A 20681-nucleotide genomic window follows, 5' to 3' on the forward strand; every position below is an offset into this window, starting at 1 on the left:
CCCTGGGGGCAGTAATCGCCAAACCTGCTTGATTTCGCGCCCGAAAGCGGTCTCGTAAACTTGACCCGAAGCATCCGCCGCGAAAACGCGTGGTTGACGTTGGGCAGCCCGAGCCTGTTCCATGGCGACCTGTCGCAGTTGCCGTTCGGCCCGTTCGAGTCGACGTTCCAAATCGAGAATGCGTCTAATCCCGGCGAGGTTAATACCTTCTTCTTGGCTGAGTTGCTGCACCCGGCGCAGGGTGCGGACGTCGGTTTCCGTGTATCGACGTCCGCGCCCCATGGTGCGGCGTGGCTTGACCAAGCCCAGCCGGTCGTACTGCCGCAAGGTTTGCGGGTGCATGCCAGCGAGCTCGGCTGCCACCGAAATGACATAAAGTGTTTCGGACATTGCCTTGCTCCTTGTTTTCTAGTTTTTAGTGCTGGCCGAGGCCGTCACGTGGGTTGAAGTCCGCCATCGCCTCGGCAAATGCCTTGGCGGCGTCAATCGCTGCCGGAGGCATTTCTGCCGGGTTGACCACGGTAACTTCCATGAAGAGTTGCCCCTTGTTACCCATCAGGTCCTTGGCCTTTGCCCCACTGATCCGCAGGCGCTGGCCGGAACTGGTGGCCTGTGGAACCTTGAGTTTGACGGTGGCGCCATCAGGTAGCGGCACCTCAACTTGGGCGCCGAGGGCGGCCTCGTCAAAGCGCAACGGTACCTTCACGACTAGGTTGTCGCCCTCGATCACGTAAACCGGGTCCTTTTTCAAGCCCACGGTCACGATCAGGTCACCTGGCTGACCACCTTGTGGGCTGGGCCGACCTTTGCCGCGCAGACGGATCTTTTGGCCGTCTTTGACGCGGGCGGGAATCTTCACGTTGAAGCTCTTGCCGTCGACGGTTAGTTTCTGGGTGGAGCCAAAGAAGGCCTGTTTGAAGTCTAGCTTTACTTCCCCCTTGAGGTCGGTTCCCTTCGGGGCGCTAGCGCCACCGAAACCGCCCCCGCCGCCAAAAGCAGCGCTGGGGTCAAAGCCAGGAGCTCCGCCACCGAAGTTGAAGCCGCCGCCGCTGCGGGCGCCGCCGCCACCGAAAGCTTCAAAGATGCTACTGAAGACGTCCCCGGCCCCGCCGCCGCCTCCGCCGAAGCGAACGCGCTGGCCGCCGAATCCACCGCCCGGCGCCCCGAACCCCGAAGCGAACAGATCTTCGAAGCCGCCGGCTGAACCCGCCGACCCCGAAGTGAAACGGGCGCCACCGGACGCCATCTGTCGGATCGCGTCGTACTGCTGCCGCTCTTTTGGGTCAGACAACACCTGATATGCTTCAGAAATCTCCTTAAATTTTTCTTCGGCTTTGGCGTCACCTGGGTTCTTGTCTGGGTGGTATTTGCGGGCTAGTCGCCGGTAAGCCTTCTTGATTTCGGCTTCGTCAGCGTCCTTTTTTACTCCCAGTACGGTGTAAAAGTCTTTTTGAAACCAGTCTTGTGTACTCATGAAAGCTCACCCCTTTCTTGCTGTTGGTTAATAGGTCTTTCCTTAGTTTTCAGGCTGGATTGTGTACTACTACGCGAGCTGGGCGCAATACTCGTTCCCCGAGCTTGAAGCCAGGCTGGAAGACTTGACCCACCACTGGTTCGGTGACGTCTGCTTCCTGGGCCATCAATGCTTCGTGAATGGCTGGGTCGAAAACGTCGCCAACTTCCCCGTAGATTTCTACCCCGAGTTTGTTGGTGAAGGTTTCTTCTAGCTTGTTCACGATGCCGGCGAATGGGCCGGTGATTTCTTCGTGGCTGCGTGCTGCGTGAATGTCGTCCATGACGGAGAAAAGAGCGGCGACGGCGTCGGCTTTGCCTTCTTCCACCTTAGCTTTCTCTTGCTCCTTGGAGCGACGGACGTAGTTGTTGTATTGATTTGTGGTGTTGTAGAGCTGGGCGCGAGTGCGAGCAAGTTCGTCTTCTAGTTCGGCGATCTTGGCATCGCGAGGATCGGTTTCGGATTCCTCTGCCCCATCTTCTTCACCTTCGCCTGCTGCTTCCCCGTTTTCGGCTTGATCGGCCAACCAGGCTTGGGCTTCCTGGGCGATATCCTCACCGAGGGGGCTTTCGGCCTCGTTTGAGGTTTGCGGCTGTTCGTTTTCAGACTGGGCGTCGCTAGTTGCCTGCTCGTCCTCGTTAGGCTCAAAGTTTTGGTCTGTCATTTTTCCTCTTTCAAACGCGTTTGCGTCGGCTGTGCTTGCTCAAAACTAGCTCAAGTCTAATGCTTGGCAACTTTTCCGGTCGCCTCGGCTAGTTTTTTGGGCCTATGTTTTCGGGGGCCGAGGGCGGAATCCGTGTCCCGACCTCGGCCCCCGAAATTTTGCGTTAGGCGTTAGTTAGCGCTTACTTTTCTTCGTCGTCGACGATTTCTGCGTCGATTACGTCGTCGTCAGCGCCGGTGGCTTCGCCTTCGCCAGCGTTTGCGGTGGCTGCTTCTTCCTGAGCGGCGGCGTAGAGGGCCTGGCCGATCTTCTGGGACTTCTCGTTGAGGTCGGCCAGAGCGGTCTTAACCTTTTCTACGTCCTTCTCTTCCATAGCGGCCTTGAGGGCGTCGTTAGCTTCCTTAACTTCGGAGACTACGTCTGCTGGGAGCTTTTCCTCGTTTTCCTTCACGAGCTTGTCGATCTGGTAGGAGGTCTGCTCGCCCTGGTTCATAACTTCGGCTTCTTCACGACGCTTCTTGTCTTCTTCCGCGTGTGCTTCAGCTTCAGCTACCATGCGTTCGATGTCTTCCTTTGGCAAGGAGGAGCCGCCGGTGATGGTAACGGACTGTTCCTTACCGGTGCCCTTGTCCTTAGCGGAAACATGGACGATGCCGTTGGCGTCAATGTCGAAGGTAACTTCAATCTGTGGGACACCACGAGGAGCTGGAGCAATGCCCGATAGTTCGAACATGCCGAGCTGCTTGTTATCCCTTGCGAACTGACGTTCACCCTGGAAGATCTGAATCATTACCGAGGACTGGTTGTCTTCCGCGGTGGAGAAGATTTCAGACTTCTTGGTTGGGATTGCGGTGTTACGTTCGATCAAGGTCGACATGAAGCCACCCTTGGTTTCGATACCGAGGGATAGTGGGGTCACGTCAATCAAGAGAACGTCCTTACGGTCACCCTGGATAACACCTGCCTGCAAAGCAGCGCCGATGGCGACTACTTCGTCAGGGTTTACGCCCTTGTTTGGTTCCTTGCCGCCGGTGAGTTCGCGAACGACCTCGGTGACAGCTGGCATACGGGTGGAGCCACCAACCAAGACAACGTGGTCGATGTCAGAAACCTTGATGCCGGCGTCGGCGATTACTGCATGGAACGGCTTCTTGGTGCGTTCGAGCAGATCCTTGGTCATTTCTTCGAACTTGGCGCGAGAAAGGGTGGTTTCGAGGGAAACTGGGCCATTCTCGTTAGCTGCGATGAACTGTAGGGAGATGTTGGTGGTGGTAGCCGAGGAAAGTTCCTTCTTGGCCTGTTCAGCAGCTTCGCGTAGACGCTGCATGGACATCTTGACGTTGGAGACGTCAACGCCGGATTCTTCCTTGATCTTTTCGACCAACCATTCGACGATGCGGTTGTCCCAGTCGTCACCACCGAGGCGGTTGTCACCGTTGGTGGCGCGAACTTCAATGGTGGAGAAGTTGTCTTCTGGGTCCTTGCCAACTTCTAGCAAGGAGACGTCGAAGGTACCGCCACCGAGGTCGAAGACCAAGATGAGTTCGTCGCCCTTGCCCTTTTCTAGGCCGTAGGCCAAAGCGGCTGCGGTTGGTTCGTTCACGATACGTAGTACGTTCAAGCCAGCGATCTGGCCGGCATCCTTAGTTGCCTGACGTTCTGCGTCGTTGAAGTATGCGGGAACGGTAATCACTGCGTCGGTTACTGGTTCACCCAAGTAGGATTCGGCGTCTGCCTTCAACTTGGAGAGAATACGAGCGGAGATTTCCTGTGGGGTGTACTTCTTGTCGTCTACCCCGAAGGTCCAGTCAGTGCCCATGTGGCGCTTGACGGAGCTGATGGTGCGGTCAACGTTGGAGACAGCCTGGTTCTTTGCTACCGAACCAACGAGGACGGAGCCATCCTTGGCGAATGCAACGACGGAAGGAGTGGTTCGCATACCTTCTGCGTTTGCGATGATGGTGGGTTCGCCACCTTCTAGTACAGCGAGAGCTGAGTTTGTAGTACCTAGGTCAATACCTACTGCACGTGCCATGTCAATTCCTTCTTTCATGTTTAAGTTTTCCTGACCCACTTGAAGCCTAGCTGCAAGTTGAGCCTCACAGACTCAATAATGCAGGTTGAGCGGGGTCGTGTCAAGTTTTATTTCGTCAAACTTGAGTCTACTTAACTCAACCTTGCTTGGGGACGGTTTATTCCCAGCCAAAAGGTCAAACACGGTGACGTGCCACACAATAACGCATTCTGGGACCAAAACCTGCAAAAATAGACCCCATGAGTCACGTTTTCGTCTCCCTACTGGCGATCGTAGCGGTTTCCACTATCGCCCCAGTTATTTCCTATTTAGTACCGAAAAACCTGATGCCAGAGTCTGTTCTCTTGGTCATCGGTGGGATCATCATCGGCCCCGAAGTACTAAACATCGCCCACACTGGCAACGAGATTGAGCTATTGCGCGAACTCGGCCTCTCTTTCCTCTTCCTCTTAGCAGGTTACGAGGTCGATGTTCACGGACTGAAAGGTCGCAGCGGCAAACTAGCTGCCGGCGCTTGGTTCCTCTCAGCATCTCTGGCACTGGCAGTTACTGTCGTCATGCCAAACGTTAACGCCTTCTCATCCCAAGGATTTGCCGTGGCTCTAGCCATGACCGCCACCGCCCTCGGTACGCTGATTCCCATCTTGCGAGATCGCGGCATGCTAGAAAGCAAGATTGGCAAATCGATTATCAACCACGGCACCATCGGTGAACTTTTCCCGATTCTCGCCATGGCAATCCTACTTGGTGTTCGCGGCACCGCTTTGAACCTGCTTTTCGTGGCAGTCTTCTTAGGCTTGGCCATTGTGATCGGTCTAATTCCACGACGCGCCCAGGCAGCCGGGGAAAAGCTAATCAAGTTCATCCACTTCGGTGCCGAATCAACCGCCCAAACCACAGTTCGTTTGACCGTTCTGCTATTGGTCAGCTTGATTACCGTCGCTTCCATCTTTGAACTCGATGTGGTCCTCGGTGCCTTCGCTGCCGGCTTCATCGTGCGCCAGGCACTCCCCCAGGGACGCCGCGAACTAGAAGAAAAACTGGACGGGATCGGCTACGGCTTCCTCATCCCCATCTTCTTCGTCACCACCGGGATTCACCTTGAACTCGGCGGCATTATCGAAAACCCGAAGGCTGCCATGGTCTTCGTTGGCCTCCTGATGGTGGTCCGCGGTACTCCAGTCTTCCTAGCTGCCTTCTTAGAACTCGACACCAAGTTCTTCACTCGCATTCGCCAGTCCCTGCGAATCGCCACCTACTGCGCCACCTCCCTGCCGATGATTGTCGCGGTCACCCAGGTGGCCGAAGACTCGGGCGTAATGGAACCCTCTACCGCCTCCACCCTAGTGGTGGCTGGGGCCGCCTCCGTGCTCATCATGCCGCTGCTCGGCTCCATGCTGGATTCAAAGAAGGACGCCGAAAAGTCTGACGACACGAAGGTGCGCGCCGCCGAGCAGAAGGCTCACGAAGCTCGTGAAGCAGTCGAAACTACCCGCAAGTTGCTACACCAGGCCGCCCTCGCCCAGCTAGAAGCCAACGAGGTCGACCCAGAAAGCTTGGATGAAGAAACCAAGGCGACTGCACTCAAGCAACGCCAGGAACTAGCGGCGATGATGACTCACGCACAGATCGCCACCGAAAAGTTGGCACACCGTGCCGCCCGCATGTTCCCAGGCAGCGACTGGGAAGAAATCGCTCACCGTGTGAACGAAGATCGTGTGGCCGTGGTCGAACACTTGCACGAACGTCTCGAAGCCGAAGCTCACGGCGAGCTGGACGAAAAAGATGTCATTACCGGTCCCCTAGCAGCCAAAGCACTGCTAAAGGAACTAGACTTACAAGAGAAACTTCCTGAATCTTTCCCGCAACTACCAGCTGGGGCAGATGCAGTAACCGACCCAAATTCCGTTCCGGATATGCCCAGCGAAAGCGAAGAGGAGAAATAATCCATGACCATCGAACTGATTGATCAGGCCAGCAACGAACTAGTAGAGGCTTTTGAACGCCTCATTCCACAACTCTCTTCGAGCGCCCCAGCACTCGACTTCAACCAAATTAGCGAACTGGTCGACCAGCCTGACGTGTACCTATTCGTCTACCGCGGGGAACCAGACCTATCCCAGGCCGACGCCGGCACCGACACCACCGCCGCCGGCCCAATTCTGGGTATGCTCACCTTGGTAACCTTCAAGATTCCTACCGGTACTCGCGCTTGGATCGAGGACGTCGTAGTAGACTCCGAAGCTCGCGGCCAGGGCGCTGGACGCCAGCTAGTTGAAACCGCTACCGCCTACGCCAAGGAAGTTGGCGCCAAGACTGTAGATTTGACTTCTCGCCCCTCGCGCGAAGCCGCCAACCGTCTCTACCGCTCATGTGGCTTCGAACTACGCGAAACCAACGTGTACCGCGCCTGAGACTAGCCTTAGCTTTATAAAAGGGTGTGGGTCCCAACCGTTTTGGTTGGGACCCACACCCTTAAGTATTGCCGTTAAGCGAGCGCTTAACCGTCCTCGGCAAGCAAACTAGGGGATCTTATTTAGCAAATCCAAAATTGCCTACCAATAGTGGACTGAGCTCAGAGCGCTAGCTTGTGCTTGCGCCAGAGGTTCAAAGTGTAGATAGCCAAAGCGGCACCTACCAACAGCGACCAAATGCCAAGGAAGACCAGGCCACCAGCGTAGAACCAGTTGGAAACCATCAAGCAGAAGAAGAGCCAAACGCCTACGACGTAGAAGGTGAGGTGGTCACCGGTGATGCGACCGAGGACGATGAAAGCCGCACCCAATAGAGTCATAGCAATAACGCCCAAAAGGATGCGCACAACCAAGTAACGGCCGGCAAGGGTGAGCGGTGCGAACAAGCTCAACATCACCGAAACTAGCAACCAAGCGGTCAAACCAGCCAAAAGGATGTCCAGTAAACCGGTGATCCAAGGACGTGCTGGCTGCTTGTCCAAACGTAGTGGAGGCAAAGTAATCAGGATGATAGCAGCCAAAATCAGAGCAACAATCCGCACGAGGAAGGCGGTCCAGTAAGCACCGGAAATCATCTGAGCCAAGCCCAAAATGAGGAAAAGTGCCGGAACTGGCCACCAGAGAGCTGGCTTCAAGTGGTCAGCTCCCTTGAATGGGATCCACAACCAAACTAGGAAAGCAATCATTAGTGGGCAAAGGATCAACCACAAAAGGGAGAATGCGCCACTTGGCTGAAGGGCATTTAGGAAGCCGTAACGGCCAGAGAAAGGAGCACCGAAGGCTGCTCCGAGGTCAGAAAAGAGGAACAAGAGCACGCCAATCGCGCCCACAATGGTTCCCAACAGTTTACGATTAAAACTCAACTCCACAGGAGCCTCCTTGGTTTTACAATGAGAGGGTGTGAAAAAGTCACACTTACTGGGCTATTGTCTCACTGCTCACGCAAGGATTCCACCCGGGACTTAAAGCACAGACGCAATCTGGGTGATTAGAATCTTCACTACCATCCCTAAAGCAAATAATGCCATGTAGGCATTTTCGATGCGATCGTCGTCGCTGCGGCTTTGCGCGTAAGACAAAATCGCGGGCTGCCCGATTACCCCGGCAATCCAACCGGCGGTGCGTTGCGCCGAGTGCCCCATCAACCAACCGGTGAGCATGACACCTAGTGACACCATTAGGACTACTCCGGCACCAAGAATCCCGACCTTGACACCAGTCATGGTGACTGCCTGCTCAGCGAAAGCAGGTCCTGAAATCAGACCAATCGTCGATAGGAAGAGCAACAAGCCAATTTGGCGAATAACGAGGCCGGCCGCCTGCGGCGGCACCCAAACTAGCGGGCCAGTACGCCCCAGCGCCCCCAACAAAATCCCCACAATCAGCGGCCCTGCGGCACTACCCATAGTAAAAGAGCCACCAGGGAGCGGGAAGTGGATCAGGCCGAGGCCCAAACCAAGCACCATGCCAATCCCAATCGGAATGGCACCCACCTGAGAAATCTTTAGCTGGGAGTCTCCGAAATAGCGGGTCAAGGCATCGAGTTCCTTGCGCCGAGCCACAGCCACCACGGCGTCGCCAAGTTCTAGCTCCAAATCAGCGACAGCCAAAAGTTCAGTATCACCACGGCGAACACGGGTAACTACCGCCCCAAATTTTCCGGCCAGGTTCATTGAGGCTACGGTGCGACCAGCGAGCTCTGGATTCGAAATCACCAAACGCTGAACTTCAACTTCACTGCGGTCATCTGCCAAATGCTCATCAAGTTCTTCACCGGTAACTTTTACGGCAGCTGCAAGGGCTTCATCATCACCCACAAACACAATTAAGTCCCCAGGGAACAGGGTTTCACCTGGAGCCACTACGCGAGTCACTTTTCCGCGGCGCAGATAGGACATGAGCAGTTCGTCCTCGGCAAATCCGGGAACTTCACGCACTGGAATTTCATGTTTTACGGCCACCGTGATAGCGCGAATTACTTTGTCATTCTGCGGGGGCTGGTCGCCTTTACCGGGCCAGTCACGATTAACGATCAAAGCCACGAGGGCGATCGCAATAATCACGCCAATGGGATATGCGAGGGCGTAACCCACACCAGTTTCAGCGGCAGCTTTCGCTCCCTCACCAGTGGTGGTTGCGGCCATAGCCGGGGTGGTGGTCAAAGCACCGGCATACAGGCCAAGGGTGAGCGAACGGCTGAGCCCCATACTTTCACCGGCAAAGACCACCGCCACCGCCGTGGCAATCAAAATCCCGACACTAATGGTCAAGAACTTGGCGTGAGTTTTCAGGTCGCGAAAGAAAGTATGTCCCGCCGAAAGGCCGGCCATATAAACGAACAGGGCTAGGCCGAGGGTTTTGACCATGTCGAGGCCATGAGCGGATTCGGGAAGCATGGCACCAACAAATAGGCCCACAAAAAGTGCGCCTGCTGCGCCAAAACGTAGGGGCCCGAAATTAATCGCTCCCACCACAGCCCCGAGGGCCACAACGAGGAAGACGGTGAGCAAAGGCGAGGCGACGAGCATGGCGGACATGTTTCCTACTTAAAGCGTTCGAATCAGTTGTTTTCGACTGGTTTGACGGCGCGGTGTAGCGCCACGATGCCGCCGGTGAGGTTGCGGAAACCGACCTGGCTCCAGCCTGCTTCGTACATCAGTTGGGAAAGCTCGGCCTGATCTGGCCAGGCCAGAATGGACTCTGCCAAGTAATCGTAGGCCGAGTCATTGGACTGCACTAGTCCGGCTAGTCGACCGAGGACGTTCTTAAGGTACCAGCGGTAGGTTAAGGCGAAAGGCTTAAATGGTGGCTGCGAGAACTCGCAAATAACGATGCGGCCGCCTGGCTTGGTTACTCGAAGCATTTCCTTTAGCGCCGCTTGAGTGTCGTTAACGTTGCGCAAACCGAAGCTAATGGTCACCGCATCGAAGCTGTTGTCTGGTAGATCTAGGTTGGTGGCATCGGCCTCGATAAATTCCAATTCGGGGTGGGCCTTGCGAGCTACGGCCAGCATGCCGGTGGAAATGTCCCCACCGACTACGCGGGCGCCGGTGGTGGCGAGGTCCGCGCTGGAGGTGCCGGTCCCGGCAGCGAGGTCAAGGACGTCCTCGTCAGGGCGCAAGCGGAGGGCTTGACGCACTGCTCGCCGCCAGACTCGGTCCATTCCGAAGGTCATTAGGTCGTTGGCGAGGTCGTAGTTCGGAGCAATCGAGTCGAACATTTTAGCGACTTGATTCGGGTCCTTGTCACTGACAGTTGCGGTGGGTTCCATGTTTTCTTTCACGGTTATATCTTCCCTGATAGCTAAGGTGAGCAACAATAGCATAGGATATTTGGCGATGAATACCACTAAGCGCACCCAGTTTTATGCGACCGAACTTGCTCTTCCCCCGTCTTGGTACGGCGTTGGGCAAGTCCCGACGGGCATGGCTCAACCTTGGGGGCAGGCCGCTTTGAGCGTGTTGCCGCCTGGTTTGCGCCCCAAAGTTTGGGTGGGCCGCGGCGTTTGCGTGGTCGGGGTAGGGCTTTCGAAAAGTTTTAGTGGCACTTTGAGCGAGGCTAGTGCCGCGTACCGAAAGTGGGCGAACGAGGCCGAGGTTTCGTGGGTGCCGGGGTCTCCTTTGGGAGCTGCGGACGTGGCGGTGGAACGAGACACCGCGCTGGCGCCAACTAATCTTGCTCCACAGTTTCGGGAAGATCCTCGGCTTTTATTGGCGGCTTTGGGGGCTTTTCCATTTGATTCGAAAGCTAGTGGTCGCTTAGAAGTGCCGCAGGTGGCACTCATTGGGGTGCCGCACTTGCATAGTTTTTTGATTTGGCACGAGGACGCCCAGGCGTTAGCGACCGAAGTATTGCAACGCATTGGCGTCCTCGGCCAGCATCCTTACCCATTAGGAGCCCAAGGAGTGGCAAGCGACGGTAAGGGCTGGCACCGACTCGCTCCAGAGGTTGATTTTGCCGCTTGGGAAGGCTCTATCGAGGGCGCAACTTCCGCTTTGCGTGCCGGCCGAGCCGAGAAGGTAGTGTTGGCGCGTAGCGAGTCTTTTGCCTGTGAAACTGGGGTGGACGTGCGTGCTTTGACTCGCGACTTGTTGGCCGATCCGGATCAGCGCTGTCAGGATGTTCGCGGTTGGGCTTTTGCGATCGGCGATTTGGTTGGGCTCAGCCCAGAAGTTTTGGCACAGGTTAGTGCCGGGCATTTTGCGGCTCGCGTTTTGGCGGGCACTTCCCTACCGGGGCATGGCCAGGAACTTTTCAACGACCCCAAAGAGGTACGAGAACACGAGATTGCCCGCGAATCGGTAATTTCAAAGCTCAATGAAGCTGGGGTACAGGGGGCACAAGCTGGCGAAGTTTCCATTTTGTCGCTGCCCAATGTGGATCACTTGCAGTCGACTATTACTGGCCAGGTGGGCGAGGGTTCAGACGTTTCGACCATTACCGAGGTATTTCACCCAACTGCCGCAGTTTGTGGGAAACCGCGTGAGGCCGCAGCTGAGCTGATTGCCGAGTTTGATCCGATTGTTCGCGAGAATTTCACCGGTCCGGTGGGTTACGTCTTGCCCAACGGGGATGGCCAGTGGAATTTGGCTTTGCGTTGTGCGCAGACTTTGGACGAGGACGGTTTGGCAGATGCTCACTCCCCCGAGATTAGCCGTTGGCGGCTTTTGGCTGGGGCAGGCATTATGCCTTCGTCTACTGCTCAGCATGAGTGGGACGAAACCGGACGCAAAATGGGCCTGATGCGCCAAGTTTTAGGGATTAACGAGGACGTTCGCTAATTTTTCACTTAATAGACTGTGACCCCCGCTAGCCGAGGCTAGCGGGGGTCTGCACTAGGAGAGACTGATATCAGTTGTTATCAGCAATCATGGCTGCCTTAATGGCTAGGACCTTGCCATTGCGAGCAACCTGAAGGGTTACCTCGTCGCCAGGAGAGTAACGGCGAGCGTAACCAACCAGTGAAGCGTTATCGACGACAGGTTTTCCATCAATCGACAAGATGACGTCGCCCGACCGCAAACCGGCGGCGCCAAACTTGGATTCCCGGGTCACTTTCCGTACGACCGCACCAGTACGTAGTGTCCCGTTCACCTCTGCTCCACTGGGAGCGACTTGAATACCCAAGAGAGCGTGCTGGACTTGCCCGCTCTTAATGATTTCTTGGGCAACTTTTCGGGCTAAATCAACCGGGATTGCAAACCCCAAACCGATTGACCCAGCCTGACTCTGTCCCGAAGAAAGGGACATGATCGACGAGTTAATTCCAATGACTCGACCCTGCGCATCAAAGAGTGGGCCACCAGAGTTACCCGGGTTGACTGAAGCATCTACTTGAATGGCATTCGTGACCACACCGCCGTTATCGAAGATATTTTGATCTTGAACCACGGTAGGACGATCAAGGGCAGAAATAATGCCAGTGGTCATCGTAGATTTCAGTCCCAGTGGCGCGCCAATCGCAGCAACTTGCTGTCCGACTTGGAGGTTATCGGAGTTACCTAGACGAGCGATCGTTAAGTCCTTGGGTGGATTGACTAGTTTGATCACTGCTAGGTCCGTGCTTTGATCGACGCCGACCACTGTGGCTTCGTACATGCGGGAATCCGCAAGAGTTACCATCATCTGTCCGCCGTTTTGGGCGGCCGCAACGACGTGGTAATTGGTTAGAATGTGGGCGTCTTTGTCAATAATGACGCCAGAACCGGTATCAGCTCCCCCGCGGCCTTTGACCGCGATTAGGACTACCGAATTACCTACTGCTTGGTTTACCGCTTTCCAGTCTGCGGTGGCGGCTTGAGATTCAACTACTGGAGCGACCTCGGCAGTCTTATCACTGTAGTTACCTTCAGAGATAAAGGTGGTGTTACCTCCGAGGTACCCACCCGCGTAGAGACCACCAACAGTCATCCCGCTAGAGAGCAGCACTGCCGCCAACATGGCTCCGGTGAGTGAACGCCAAGTGACAGGGCGCGCAGGACGCTTAACTTTTGGCTTTTTGGCCTCGCGGGCGGGAACGTTTAGGGCAGCATATGAGCTGGTGTATGCGCCTTGGGTGCCACCGTTTCCATAACCGTTCTGTGCCCCTGCCCGATAGCCCCCTTGGGTCGCCCCGTAGTTGGGAGCGTAGGGGTTCGAGTTTTGTGGGGCGTAAGGGTTCGAGTTGTTCTGCTGGTAGTTACCATTTGCCTGGTACTGATTCTGGGTAGGCATCTGGCCTTGGTTTAGGTTCACAGTTTGATTGTTGGCAGAATCGTTATTCCCTTGGCCGGACGTGGGCCTAGTTCCATAACCATTATTTTGGCTGGCAGGGGCGTAGTTACGGTTTTCCCCGCTTCCCATCGGAGCTGAACCTTCATTTCCGCCAAAACGCGTCTCCCCTGCCTCATTGAGAGGTTGGGTTGGCTGGTAACCTGCTTGGGCCGAATGATTTTGTTCGGTATTTCCCGTTTGATTTTGTCCCTGAGCCGGGGGTGCGTAGGGGTTGGTGTCGGCTGACGACTCGTTAGGCCGGTACCCTCCATTCTGGTTCAGTTCTTCATTCATCTTTGGCTCTCCAAATAAACAAGTTTGTTATCAATTCGTTACCTATTGTTACATAATCGTTACCTTTTGCCTAGAGGGTAGTTCTATTCCCCTGGCCACGGCAAGACAATTTCCATAATTTCTGTGGTTTGCCCATCCCAGTTCGTCAACCGAGTTAACTCTGCTGGGTTGGTTACTTTTTCGTATTTCGCCCCGACTGCGGCGGCAAAATGCTGGTAATTGAAACGTTGTTTGGTGCGGAAGTAACGGTCAAATAGTTCGGCTGGAGCTTGTTGGTGTTCCAGTCCCGCGAAGATCGCTCCGCCCTCGTCATTCCAAACCACAACTTGCATCGGGACTCGCTGCCCGTCTTGCCCGAGGGCGAAGGTAGGCAGCAGCGACATGGCGTCATGCAAGAAAGTTAAGTCTCCGACGAGAACTCGCACGCCCGCCCCGACGTGGCGGCCAATGCCAGCGGCGGTAGCGAGGGTACCGTCAATGCCGGCTAAGCCTCGGTTCGCAAAAACTATTGGAGCAGGGCCGGCAGGAATGATTTCTTGGGTGCCTAGTTTTTGCTGGCCGAGGGCGCCCGCTACTCGGTCCATCACGCGGATGGCACTTGATGCGCCAACGATTAGCGGCAGGCCGTCCCAACTAGCTTGCTGCCAAAGTAGGGCGGCCACGAGTTCCCTAGTTAGTTCGGTGCGATCCTGCGTTAATGGTTCACTAACCCCGCACAGTTGGCGTGGCAGCGCTGCTAGGCTGGCTTGTTGCCAAGCTACGAGCCATTCGCGTTTTTCTGGACGAGCCACTAAAAGGGAGTCGTTGTGCATGGATTCTGAGGAATCGTTATATGAGGTATCGCTGGCGGCTGCGTCTCCACCGGAAGCTCCCCCACTCGCCTTGACGACATCGTGAGTTGTTTCCCCTCCGGCTACGCCCATGCTTCCTGCCACGCTGGCAAGCACTTCAGTAAGAGTCAGCACTTCGTCGCCGGGTTGTAGGCTGCCATTCCAGGTAGCCCAGTTGGTGACCACAATACGTTTTTGGGCGTGAGCCATTAGGGCCGTAATCGGTCGCGAAAGTGTGGGATGACCAAGCACCACCACGGTTTCAACTTTTTTCGCCAGCTCGGTTAGCTTTCCCCCCAGTCCAATCGCACTTTGGTAGTCGCTGAGGCACGGGTCCGCATCCCACAAGGTACGGTATTCAGCTTCGAGGCCGTGTCCACGCGCCCCGGAAGATGGTTCGGCCATTAGCGGTAGGCCGAGTTTGGCGGCTAGGTAGGCGGCTTCTGGGCCCGCTCCATCGCCGGCAATAACCACAGCGTTGGTCGGAACCGTTAGTCGTCCTCGGCCTCGGTTGACCAACATGGGACGAGGCAAAGTGAAAGGTTGCGGGCTGGCTGGCAGGCCGGCACTGGCCAGTTCTGGGATGGTGATTTCCCCGTTTGGCACTAGCGGGGTGTCGAAACAGAGGTTGAGGTGCGCTACCCCTGGCTGGTTTGAAAGAGTGCCATTTGCTCCGGCGATCGCGCGTGCCACTAACGCAGGGATTTGAGCCGGCGGATAGCCCGCATCAACATCGAACTCCCAAACCGGGGCAGCCCCGAACAGGCCGGGCTGTTGGGTGGTTTGGTTGGCTCCAGTTTCGCGCAGGTAGGCGGGCCGGTCGGCGCTAAGGATTAGCAAGGGCACCTGCGAGTGGGTTGCTTCGAGTACCGCTGGGTGCAGGTTGGCGACGGCGGTGCCTGAGGTCATTACCAGCGCTACAGGTGCTTGCTGCTCGCTTTCGGTCGACCCATTTGCTTGGTTCTGGCCGAGGTCCCGGGCCGCCCTCGATAGGCCGAGGGCGTAGAAGGCGCCTCCTCGTTCGTCGGTGCAAATGTGGGTGTTGATCCGGCCGGCTTTTTCCGCGGCGGCAAGAGCGTAAGCGAGTGGGGCTGAGCGAGAGCCGGGGCAGACTACGACCTCGGTGACGCCATTGGCGATGAGGCTAGCGACCACTTGTGTGGCGACTTGTACCGAGGCAGGTTGTGCGCCGGTATTTTCAGCTTGGGTGGTTTTGTCTTCCACTTCCGCTCCTACTTTCTGGGGTTCGTCAACTGCTGGTTGATTGACTGTTTGCGACCGTCCGGTCATGCTCATGGTTTGCCAAACCTGCGTTCTGGCAACGCTTGGCTCATGGCGGCAAGTCTAGTGGCCCAGCGTTCTCTTAGTTCGTGGCGCACCTGCTCGGGGCCGTTTTCGCTGGGGTGGTAGATGGGGTCGAAATCGGGCTTTTGGGTGCTTAGGTGGGCCCCGTCGGATGGGTTTGCTTGCCCGAGGACGTCCTCGGTAAACAGGCTCATGGTACCTAAACCGCAGGCCCCATCGAGTTGGCCTTTGAGGGCGAGTTGTTCTGCTAGTCTGCCACCGGCCCAAATGCCGTAGGCCGCATCGAGGGCGGAGGATACGACCACGGGGAGTTGCGCGGCTTCACAGATGTGCAGTGCTTGGCGGATACCACCAAGCGGTTGGACCTTAATCACTAGCAAGTCTGCGGCCCCGGCTTTGGCCACAGCGAGGGGGTCTTCGGCTCTGCGCACTGATTCGTCAGCGGCAATACGCACCCCCACTTTTTGTTTTACTTCGGCTAATTCGGCGACGCTGGGGCAGGGCTGTTCCACGTAGTCGAGGCCGCCGGCAGCTTGATTAAGAATGCCAATGGCGCTGACTGCTTGGGATACGTCCCAGGCGGCGTTGGCGTCGATTCTGATTTTGCCGGTGTCGCCGATGGCTTCGCGCACTGCTGCGAGTCGTTGGACGTCGGCGGCGAGGTCACTTCCAGGGTCGGCCACTTTCACTTTGGCGGTGCTGGCACCGGATTTGGCCACGATTTCGGCGGCTCGTTCGGGTGGTACTACCGGCACGGTGACGTTGAGTGGAATCGCGTTTAGCTGTGGTAGGGGTAATTCTAGGGTGGCGGTTTCGAGTCCAGCGGCAAGCCAGTGTGCTGATTCGACCGCGTCGTAGTCCCAAAATGGCGAGCATTCTCCCCAACCGGCTGGCCCGTGCAGCCAGATTCCTTCTCTGAGCCAGATTCTGCGGAATTTAACGCGCATGGGCACTTGCCATGCCACGATGGCGTCGATCCCTTTAGCAGCTAGTTTTTGCGGAATTTGGTTGCTGTCAAAGAAGGTGGTGGCGTAGACCTGTTCGGGTCGTTTGGCGCTTGGGGGGTTTTGGCTGTGCTCGCTCATGTCTTGCTCCTGCTAGTTGCGGTGATAGCTCCTAGTGGCTGGCGGGAAGGTTGAGTTCCCATTCTTGACTGATTAGGGCTCCGAGGTCGACGACCTGCCCTTCTCCGTGTTCGTCGTCGAGCGAGCGCAGGATGGCGGTGGGTCCGAAAACGGCCTCGATCTGCCAGGTTTGTGGGTAGTTCAGGGTGCCTTTAGGCAGGGCCGTTAGCGGTTTGTCTAGCCATGGTTGTGCCGCCGGGTTTGCCCAACCGAGCTGGTTTTCTATAATCCAGTCCCATTCTGTGCCTTGGTTGGCGGTGGCTCTCCCGTTTGTTTTGGCCGCTTGATTTTTGAGGGTTTCGGCGAATAGTTTCGCACCTGCGGAGTCTTGGTTTAGTGGTTCTGGGGTGACACCGGCAAGTTCTGGGTTGGTTTCTGGACTGCTTTGCTTGCCGAGGGCGAGCGGGGCGAAGAGGTCCATTTCTTCGTCTGGAGCTTGTCCTTGCAGGAAGTTTTTTACCTCGGTGGCTTTTTCACAGGCGGCAAGCACTAGTTCGGACAGGCTGGTTTGGGGCAGGAAGCTCTTGGCTTTGCGGCTTGAGCGAACTGCTTGGGTGAAGTCGAGGTTGGTCGAGGTGGCATCTTCAGCGGCTCGTACTTGCCAGCCGTCTTCATATTGAGCGACGCGAATGGCAACCACGGCTCCTTGTTCTACCCAGCGGTTTTCCCCGCGAGCAAGTCGTGAGGTGCCCACTTTCCAGGTGCCGTCAGCAAATCCCGCCACATAAAGGAAATGTGGCACGTCAAGGTACTTAATCAACGCAGGTGAGGCTTTTTCCCTGGGCGTGTGATGAATAAGTCGGGATTCGTCTGCTCTTGAGCAGGGAAAGCACTGCTTTCCTTTGGTGATAATCCGAGCAGTTCGGCAAGGCACATACGCAAAGGTACCGTCAGGCTGTAACTGTTGAGAGCCAATGCAGCGTCTGGCACCAGTCAGGGCACCACTGAGCTGGTGACCTGCGGCGAAAACTGGGACGCTTTCGACCTCGGCGTGCAACTGAGTTGTTTCCCCCTCGTTCCCAGTGGCATTTGGGGTCTCGGGGAGGGTACGCCAGTTTCCTTTGGTTTCGCTTTGGTCGGCAGATAGTCTCAGCAGGTAGGTTTTCATGCGTTCAAGGTTACTAGATAGCTTTGCTTCTTTCGCCTATCACGACCGAAAATCTACGCTGAGCTTATTTGCCGGTAGCCAAACGGTAGAGGAAGGCAGCCATGGCCTGACGCTGGGTGTTGGCACCTGGACGATAGGTGTGGTCCGCCCAACCGGTGGAGATACCCGATAGCTTCATCCAATAGATTTCGCGGGCGAATAGATCCTGTGCGCGAACGTCTTTGAAAATCTGCTGTGGCAAGTATTCAACCACTGGCTCTGGAGTTGCCGGCAATTCCTTGGCAGGCTGAGTCGGTGGCACCATCGGCGATGGCTTTACCGGTACTGGCTTCTTCGGAGCCGGCTTTGCAGGTGCAGGCTTCGTTGGAGCCGGCTTTGCAGGTGCAGGCTTCGTTGGAGCCGGCTTTGCAGGTGCAGGCTTAACTGGAGCCGGTTTCTTGGGGGTCGGTTTAACCGGTGCCGGTTTCTTCGGCTCTGGCGTCGACTTTTCCACTGTTGGGGTGGTGCCGTACTTGAGTATATTTGCCCGCACCTTTTCCGGGATCTTTGCTATGTCGTAGCTACCGATTTCGGAATCGGTGGGAACGCGTGATGCGCTTTGCACCATCACGGTTGCCGGAGCGAACTCGAAGGCAGCGCTATTTAGAGACTTCTGACTGCTCTTTGGTTCCAAGGTAATGCTTGGAGTAGGTGCAGGCTTAACTGGAGCCGGCTTTGGCACAGGCTTCGGAGCCGGTTTGGTCGGCTTAGTCGGCGCTGGTTTTTCGGGAGTCGGCTTAGTCGGAGCCGGCTTTGTCGGAGCAGGTTTCGCAGGCGCTGGCTTAACGGGCTTCGAAGGTACCGGTTTAGTCGGCTTTGCTGGCGCCGGCTTTGCTGGAACTGGCTTTTCAGGGCTTGGTTCGACGGTCGGCTTAGTTACTGGTTTCTTAGCTTCAGGCTTTGCTGGAACTTCTAGCTTTGAAACCTTTTCCAGCATAGTGTTGGCTTTTTGGTTGCATAGCTCAGCGTTCGACTTACAGAGTCGGTAGAGGAATGCGGCCATCGCTTCACGGGTAACTTGCTGTTGTGGTCGGAAGGTTCCATCAGCCCAACCGGTGGAAATATGGGTGCGTTTAGCCCAAGTAATTTCCTTAGCGAAGAGGGAGTTTGATGGCACGTCTCTAAAACCACTATTGGTGTCGGTTGAAGTTGCACCTGACAGGCGGTAGATGAAGGCGATTAGGGCTTCACGACTGATTGGTGCCATGGGACGGAAGGTGCCGTCGGCCCAACCTCGTGCGTAGTGGTTTAGTCGCATCCAAGTGATTGGGGCTTCGAACTGATGACCCACGAGCACGTCAGCGTATGGACCGGCAGTGATCTTGTCGATACGACGAGCTACTTCATCGCGAATACCGGGTAGCTGAGCGAAGAAGGAGTTACCTGGGCAATCGGTGGAACCAACTTGGCGGTGACCTGAAATCGTGTTGGTAACTAGTGGGCTACGGTGACCACGGAAGTGGCCAACGAGGGTCATGTTGGTCTTCGGATCAACACCATTTTGGGCTAGTTTCCAAGCAAGAATATCGACGAGTGTCTTGCGAGCCTTCGGGCTAATAGGCTGGTGGTGGTAGTTTCCAAGTACGGAAATGCCGAAAGTCTGCTTGTTGGTTCCGTAGGCGTGCGCCCCTTGTGGGGTGCGGTTCCGTAGGTCACCGGCTCGGCCTTGCCATGCCCGACCATATTTATCGACGATCACGTTGTAGCCGATATCGCCCCAACCACGCGAGTTTGCGTGGAAGTAGAAGATATTTCTAATCAACCAAGGAACTTGCTCGGGAGTGTAGTTATTGGTGCCGTCGGTGTGGTGCACAATTGCACCCTTGACGGTGGAGTATTCGATCGGAGTCCAGAACATGGCCCGTTCGTTTGCGCCCCATTCTGCCCGACTGTGAATACGTGGCATCGGGGTTTCTACCTTGAAAGGACCCTTGGGGAAGAAACTATCGTTCTTGAGTAAATCGGCTGGGTTAGCTGCCGCGGCGACGTTCCATGCTGCTGGTGCTGCCAGCAGGGTCTGGAGGCCGAGGTCGGCAGCGCTGTCTCCAAGTGAAACGTTTTGGCTGGCACCAGTACCAGTTTCCGCGCTTCCCTTTTCCTCTTCTTGTGGGGCTGGGGCCGGCTCTGGCTCGGCTGGCTTCTCAGGCTGTGGAGCTGGAGCAGGCTCTGGATCCGCTGGCTTTTCTGGCTGCGGTGCCGGAGCAGGCTCTGGATCCGCTGGCTTTTCTGGCTGTGGAGCAGGTGCTGGTTCAGCTGGCTTTTCTGGCTGCGGTGCTGGAGCAGGCTCTGCCGGTTTTTCCGGCTTCTTATTCGTGATTAGAGCTACGCGTGGATCTTTTGGCAGTTCTTGACCAGCGGGCACCGTGAGCATCATTTCAACTTCTTCGGCTCCGGCTACTGGTGCTGGTTCGCTACCAGGACGTCCTCGGCCACGATCTGGGCCATCTGCGCCGTTATCGGAGAGATCTTTCCAGTCCGACCAGCCTTCCTTATTGCGGTAACGGTAGGTGACTCGAACCTTGGAGTCGGTTGGTTGCCAAACGGCACCGACCACGTTCGGTCCCCCATCGAGGTCTGCGCGTACCTTAACGCCACGGGCAGTTTCATTCGGGTTTGGCAGATCATCGTCAGCTTGCTTGCCGAGGTCGACCTTGCCTTCGCCTTCCTCACGCTGACGCTGCTCGGCGAGTTCACGATTGATTCGTTCAGCATCGGCAGGAGAAACTGGTTGTGGCTGTAAATCTACCTGTACCGGTTCTCCAGTCGGAACATTTACCACGACCGAATCTTCTGGGTTGGCGGCAGTAACGGGAGTGTAGAGTGGGCCAGCGGCAGTAGAAACGCTCACTGGAATGCCTTCGAAGGTAGCCTCACCAGTGGAGACCACAGGACGACTCAACGACAATGGGCCATTGGTTGAACTAACCGAAGCTACTAGCGGGCCGCCAACCAATGCGGTTGCTGTCAAAACGGACAGGCCCAATATCCAAGCTTTTGGTTTTTCCAAAACTAAACTCCCTAAAGTTAAACATTAACGATCTTT

General features: G+C 56.2%; 14 protein-coding genes and 1 pseudogene. 3 read left to right on the plus strand and 12 right to left on the minus strand.

Translation table 11 applies throughout. The features are described 5' to 3' along the window. Positions 1–57: 57 nt before the first annotated feature. The 4 genes and pseudogenes from BK816_RS07460 to dnaK form a co-directional block, all read right to left on the minus strand. Positions 58–390: pseudogene (locus BK816_RS07460) on the minus strand (heat shock protein transcriptional repressor HspR); the annotation flags it as partial. A gap of 25 nt (positions 391–415) precedes the next feature. Then, positions 416–1474 carry a DnaJ C-terminal domain-containing protein gene (locus tag BK816_RS07465; protein WP_071164612.1) on the minus strand — a complete coding sequence of 353 codons (1059 nt, stop codon included), beginning with the start codon at positions 1472–1474 and terminating at the stop codon, positions 416–418. Positions 1475–1523: 49 nt separating this feature from the next. Continuing rightward, on the minus strand, positions 1524–2177 hold the full coding sequence (locus BK816_RS07470) for a nucleotide exchange factor GrpE (protein ID WP_071164613.1): 654 nt from the start codon (positions 2175–2177) through the stop codon (positions 1524–1526). A 181-nt stretch (positions 2178–2358) separates the two neighbouring features. Next, positions 2359–4212 carry a molecular chaperone DnaK gene (dnaK, locus tag BK816_RS07475; protein WP_071164614.1) on the minus strand — a complete coding sequence of 618 codons (1854 nt, stop codon included), beginning with the start codon at positions 4210–4212 and terminating at the stop codon, positions 2359–2361. 239 nt (positions 4213–4451) lie between these two features. Between dnaK and BK816_RS07480 the strand changes: the two genes are divergently transcribed. Beyond that, positions 4452–6158 carry a cation:proton antiporter gene (locus BK816_RS07480; protein WP_071164615.1) on the plus strand — a complete coding sequence of 569 codons (1707 nt, stop codon included), beginning with the start codon at positions 4452–4454 and terminating at the stop codon, positions 6156–6158. 3 nt (positions 6159–6161) lie between these two features. Continuing rightward, complete coding sequence (locus BK816_RS07485) at positions 6162–6626, plus strand: GNAT family N-acetyltransferase (RefSeq protein WP_071164616.1); 465 nt, start codon at positions 6162–6164, stop codon at positions 6624–6626. Positions 6627–6787: 161 nt separating this feature from the next. Here BK816_RS07485 and BK816_RS07490 read toward each other — a convergent pair whose 3' ends face one another. The 3 genes from BK816_RS07490 to ubiE all read right to left on the minus strand — a co-directional run bounded on the left by BK816_RS07490 (position 6788) and on the right by ubiE (position 9969). Next, positions 6788–7555 carry a hypothetical protein gene (locus BK816_RS07490; RefSeq protein ID WP_071164617.1) on the minus strand — a complete coding sequence of 256 codons (768 nt, stop codon included), beginning with the start codon at positions 7553–7555 and terminating at the stop codon, positions 6788–6790. Between the two features lie 93 nt (positions 7556–7648). Then, positions 7649–9223 (minus strand): aspartate:alanine exchanger family transporter, encoded by a 1575-nt coding sequence (locus tag BK816_RS07495; protein ID WP_071164618.1) that lies wholly within the window; start codon positions 9221–9223, stop codon positions 7649–7651. Between the two features lie 23 nt (positions 9224–9246). Further along, complete coding sequence (ubiE, locus tag BK816_RS07500; protein ID WP_236842317.1) at positions 9247–9969, minus strand: bifunctional demethylmenaquinone methyltransferase/2-methoxy-6-polyprenyl-1,4-benzoquinol methylase UbiE; 723 nt, start codon at positions 9967–9969, stop codon at positions 9247–9249. 55 nt (positions 9970–10024) lie between these two features. Between ubiE and BK816_RS07505 the strand changes: the two genes are divergently transcribed. Continuing rightward, positions 10025–11467, plus strand: coding sequence for a chorismate-binding protein (locus BK816_RS07505; RefSeq protein ID WP_071164620.1), 1443 nt, complete (start codon positions 10025–10027; stop codon positions 11465–11467). 70 nt (positions 11468–11537) lie between these two features. Here the strand turns inward: BK816_RS07505 and BK816_RS07510 are convergent, their stop codons facing one another. The 5 genes from BK816_RS07510 to BK816_RS09770 all read right to left on the minus strand — a co-directional run bounded on the left by BK816_RS07510 (position 11538) and on the right by BK816_RS09770 (position 20645). Further along, a complete protein-coding gene (locus BK816_RS07510) occupies positions 11538–13232 on the minus strand; it encodes a trypsin-like peptidase domain-containing protein (RefSeq protein WP_071164621.1) in 1695 nt (564 codons plus the stop codon). 83 nt (positions 13233–13315) lie between these two features. Next, entirely contained in the window at positions 13316–15352 is a 2037-nt protein-coding gene (locus BK816_RS07515; protein ID WP_071164622.1) for a thiamine pyrophosphate-binding protein, read from the minus strand. Between the two features lie 2 nt (positions 15353–15354). After that, on the minus strand, positions 15355–16452 hold the full coding sequence (locus BK816_RS07520) for an o-succinylbenzoate synthase (RefSeq protein ID WP_083379154.1): 1098 nt from the start codon (positions 16450–16452) through the stop codon (positions 15355–15357). A gap of 31 nt (positions 16453–16483) precedes the next feature. After that, positions 16484–17599, minus strand: coding sequence for a DUF2797 domain-containing protein (locus BK816_RS07525; RefSeq protein WP_071164623.1), 1116 nt, complete (start codon positions 17597–17599; stop codon positions 16484–16486). Between the two features lie 64 nt (positions 17600–17663). Then, positions 17664–20645: an N-acetylmuramoyl-L-alanine amidase gene (locus tag BK816_RS09770; protein ID WP_071164624.1), complete on the minus strand. Its 2982-nt coding sequence runs from the start codon at positions 20643–20645 to the stop codon at positions 17664–17666. Positions 20646–20681: the final 36 nt, after the last annotated feature.

It is taken from the genome of Boudabousia tangfeifanii, from assembly GCF_001856685.1.
Taxonomy (GTDB): Bacteria; Actinomycetota; Actinomycetes; order Actinomycetales; family Actinomycetaceae; genus Boudabousia; species Boudabousia tangfeifanii.

Coding starts and splice junctions, on each gene's coding strand:
- BK816_RS07465 (WP_071164612.1), bottom strand. CDS start 1,474: ATGAGTACACAAGACTGGTTTCAAAAAGACTTTTACACCGTACTGGGA.
- BK816_RS07470 (WP_071164613.1), bottom strand. CDS start 2,177: ATGACAGACCAAAACTTTGAGCCTAACGAGGACGAGCAGGCAACTAGC.
- dnaK (WP_071164614.1), bottom strand. CDS start 4,212: ATGGCACGTGCAGTAGGTATTGACCTAGGTACTACAAACTCAGCTCTC.
- BK816_RS07480 (WP_071164615.1), top strand. CDS start 4,452: ATGAGTCACGTTTTCGTCTCCCTACTGGCGATCGTAGCGGTTTCCACT.
- BK816_RS07485 (WP_071164616.1), top strand. CDS start 6,162: ATGACCATCGAACTGATTGATCAGGCCAGCAACGAACTAGTAGAGGCT.
- BK816_RS07495 (WP_071164618.1), bottom strand. CDS start 9,223: ATGTCCGCCATGCTCGTCGCCTCGCCTTTGCTCACCGTCTTCCTCGTT.
- BK816_RS07505 (WP_071164620.1), top strand. CDS start 10,025: ATGAATACCACTAAGCGCACCCAGTTTTATGCGACCGAACTTGCTCTT.
- BK816_RS07510 (WP_071164621.1), bottom strand. CDS start 13,232: ATGAATGAAGAACTGAACCAGAATGGAGGGTACCGGCCTAACGAGTCG.
- BK816_RS07515 (WP_071164622.1), bottom strand. CDS start 15,352: ATGACCGGACGGTCGCAAACAGTCAATCAACCAGCAGTTGACGAACCC.
- BK816_RS07520 (WP_083379154.1), bottom strand. CDS start 16,452: ATGAGCGAGCACAGCCAAAACCCCCCAAGCGCCAAACGACCCGAACAG.
- BK816_RS07525 (WP_071164623.1), bottom strand. CDS start 17,599: ATGAAAACCTACCTGCTGAGACTATCTGCCGACCAAAGCGAAACCAAA.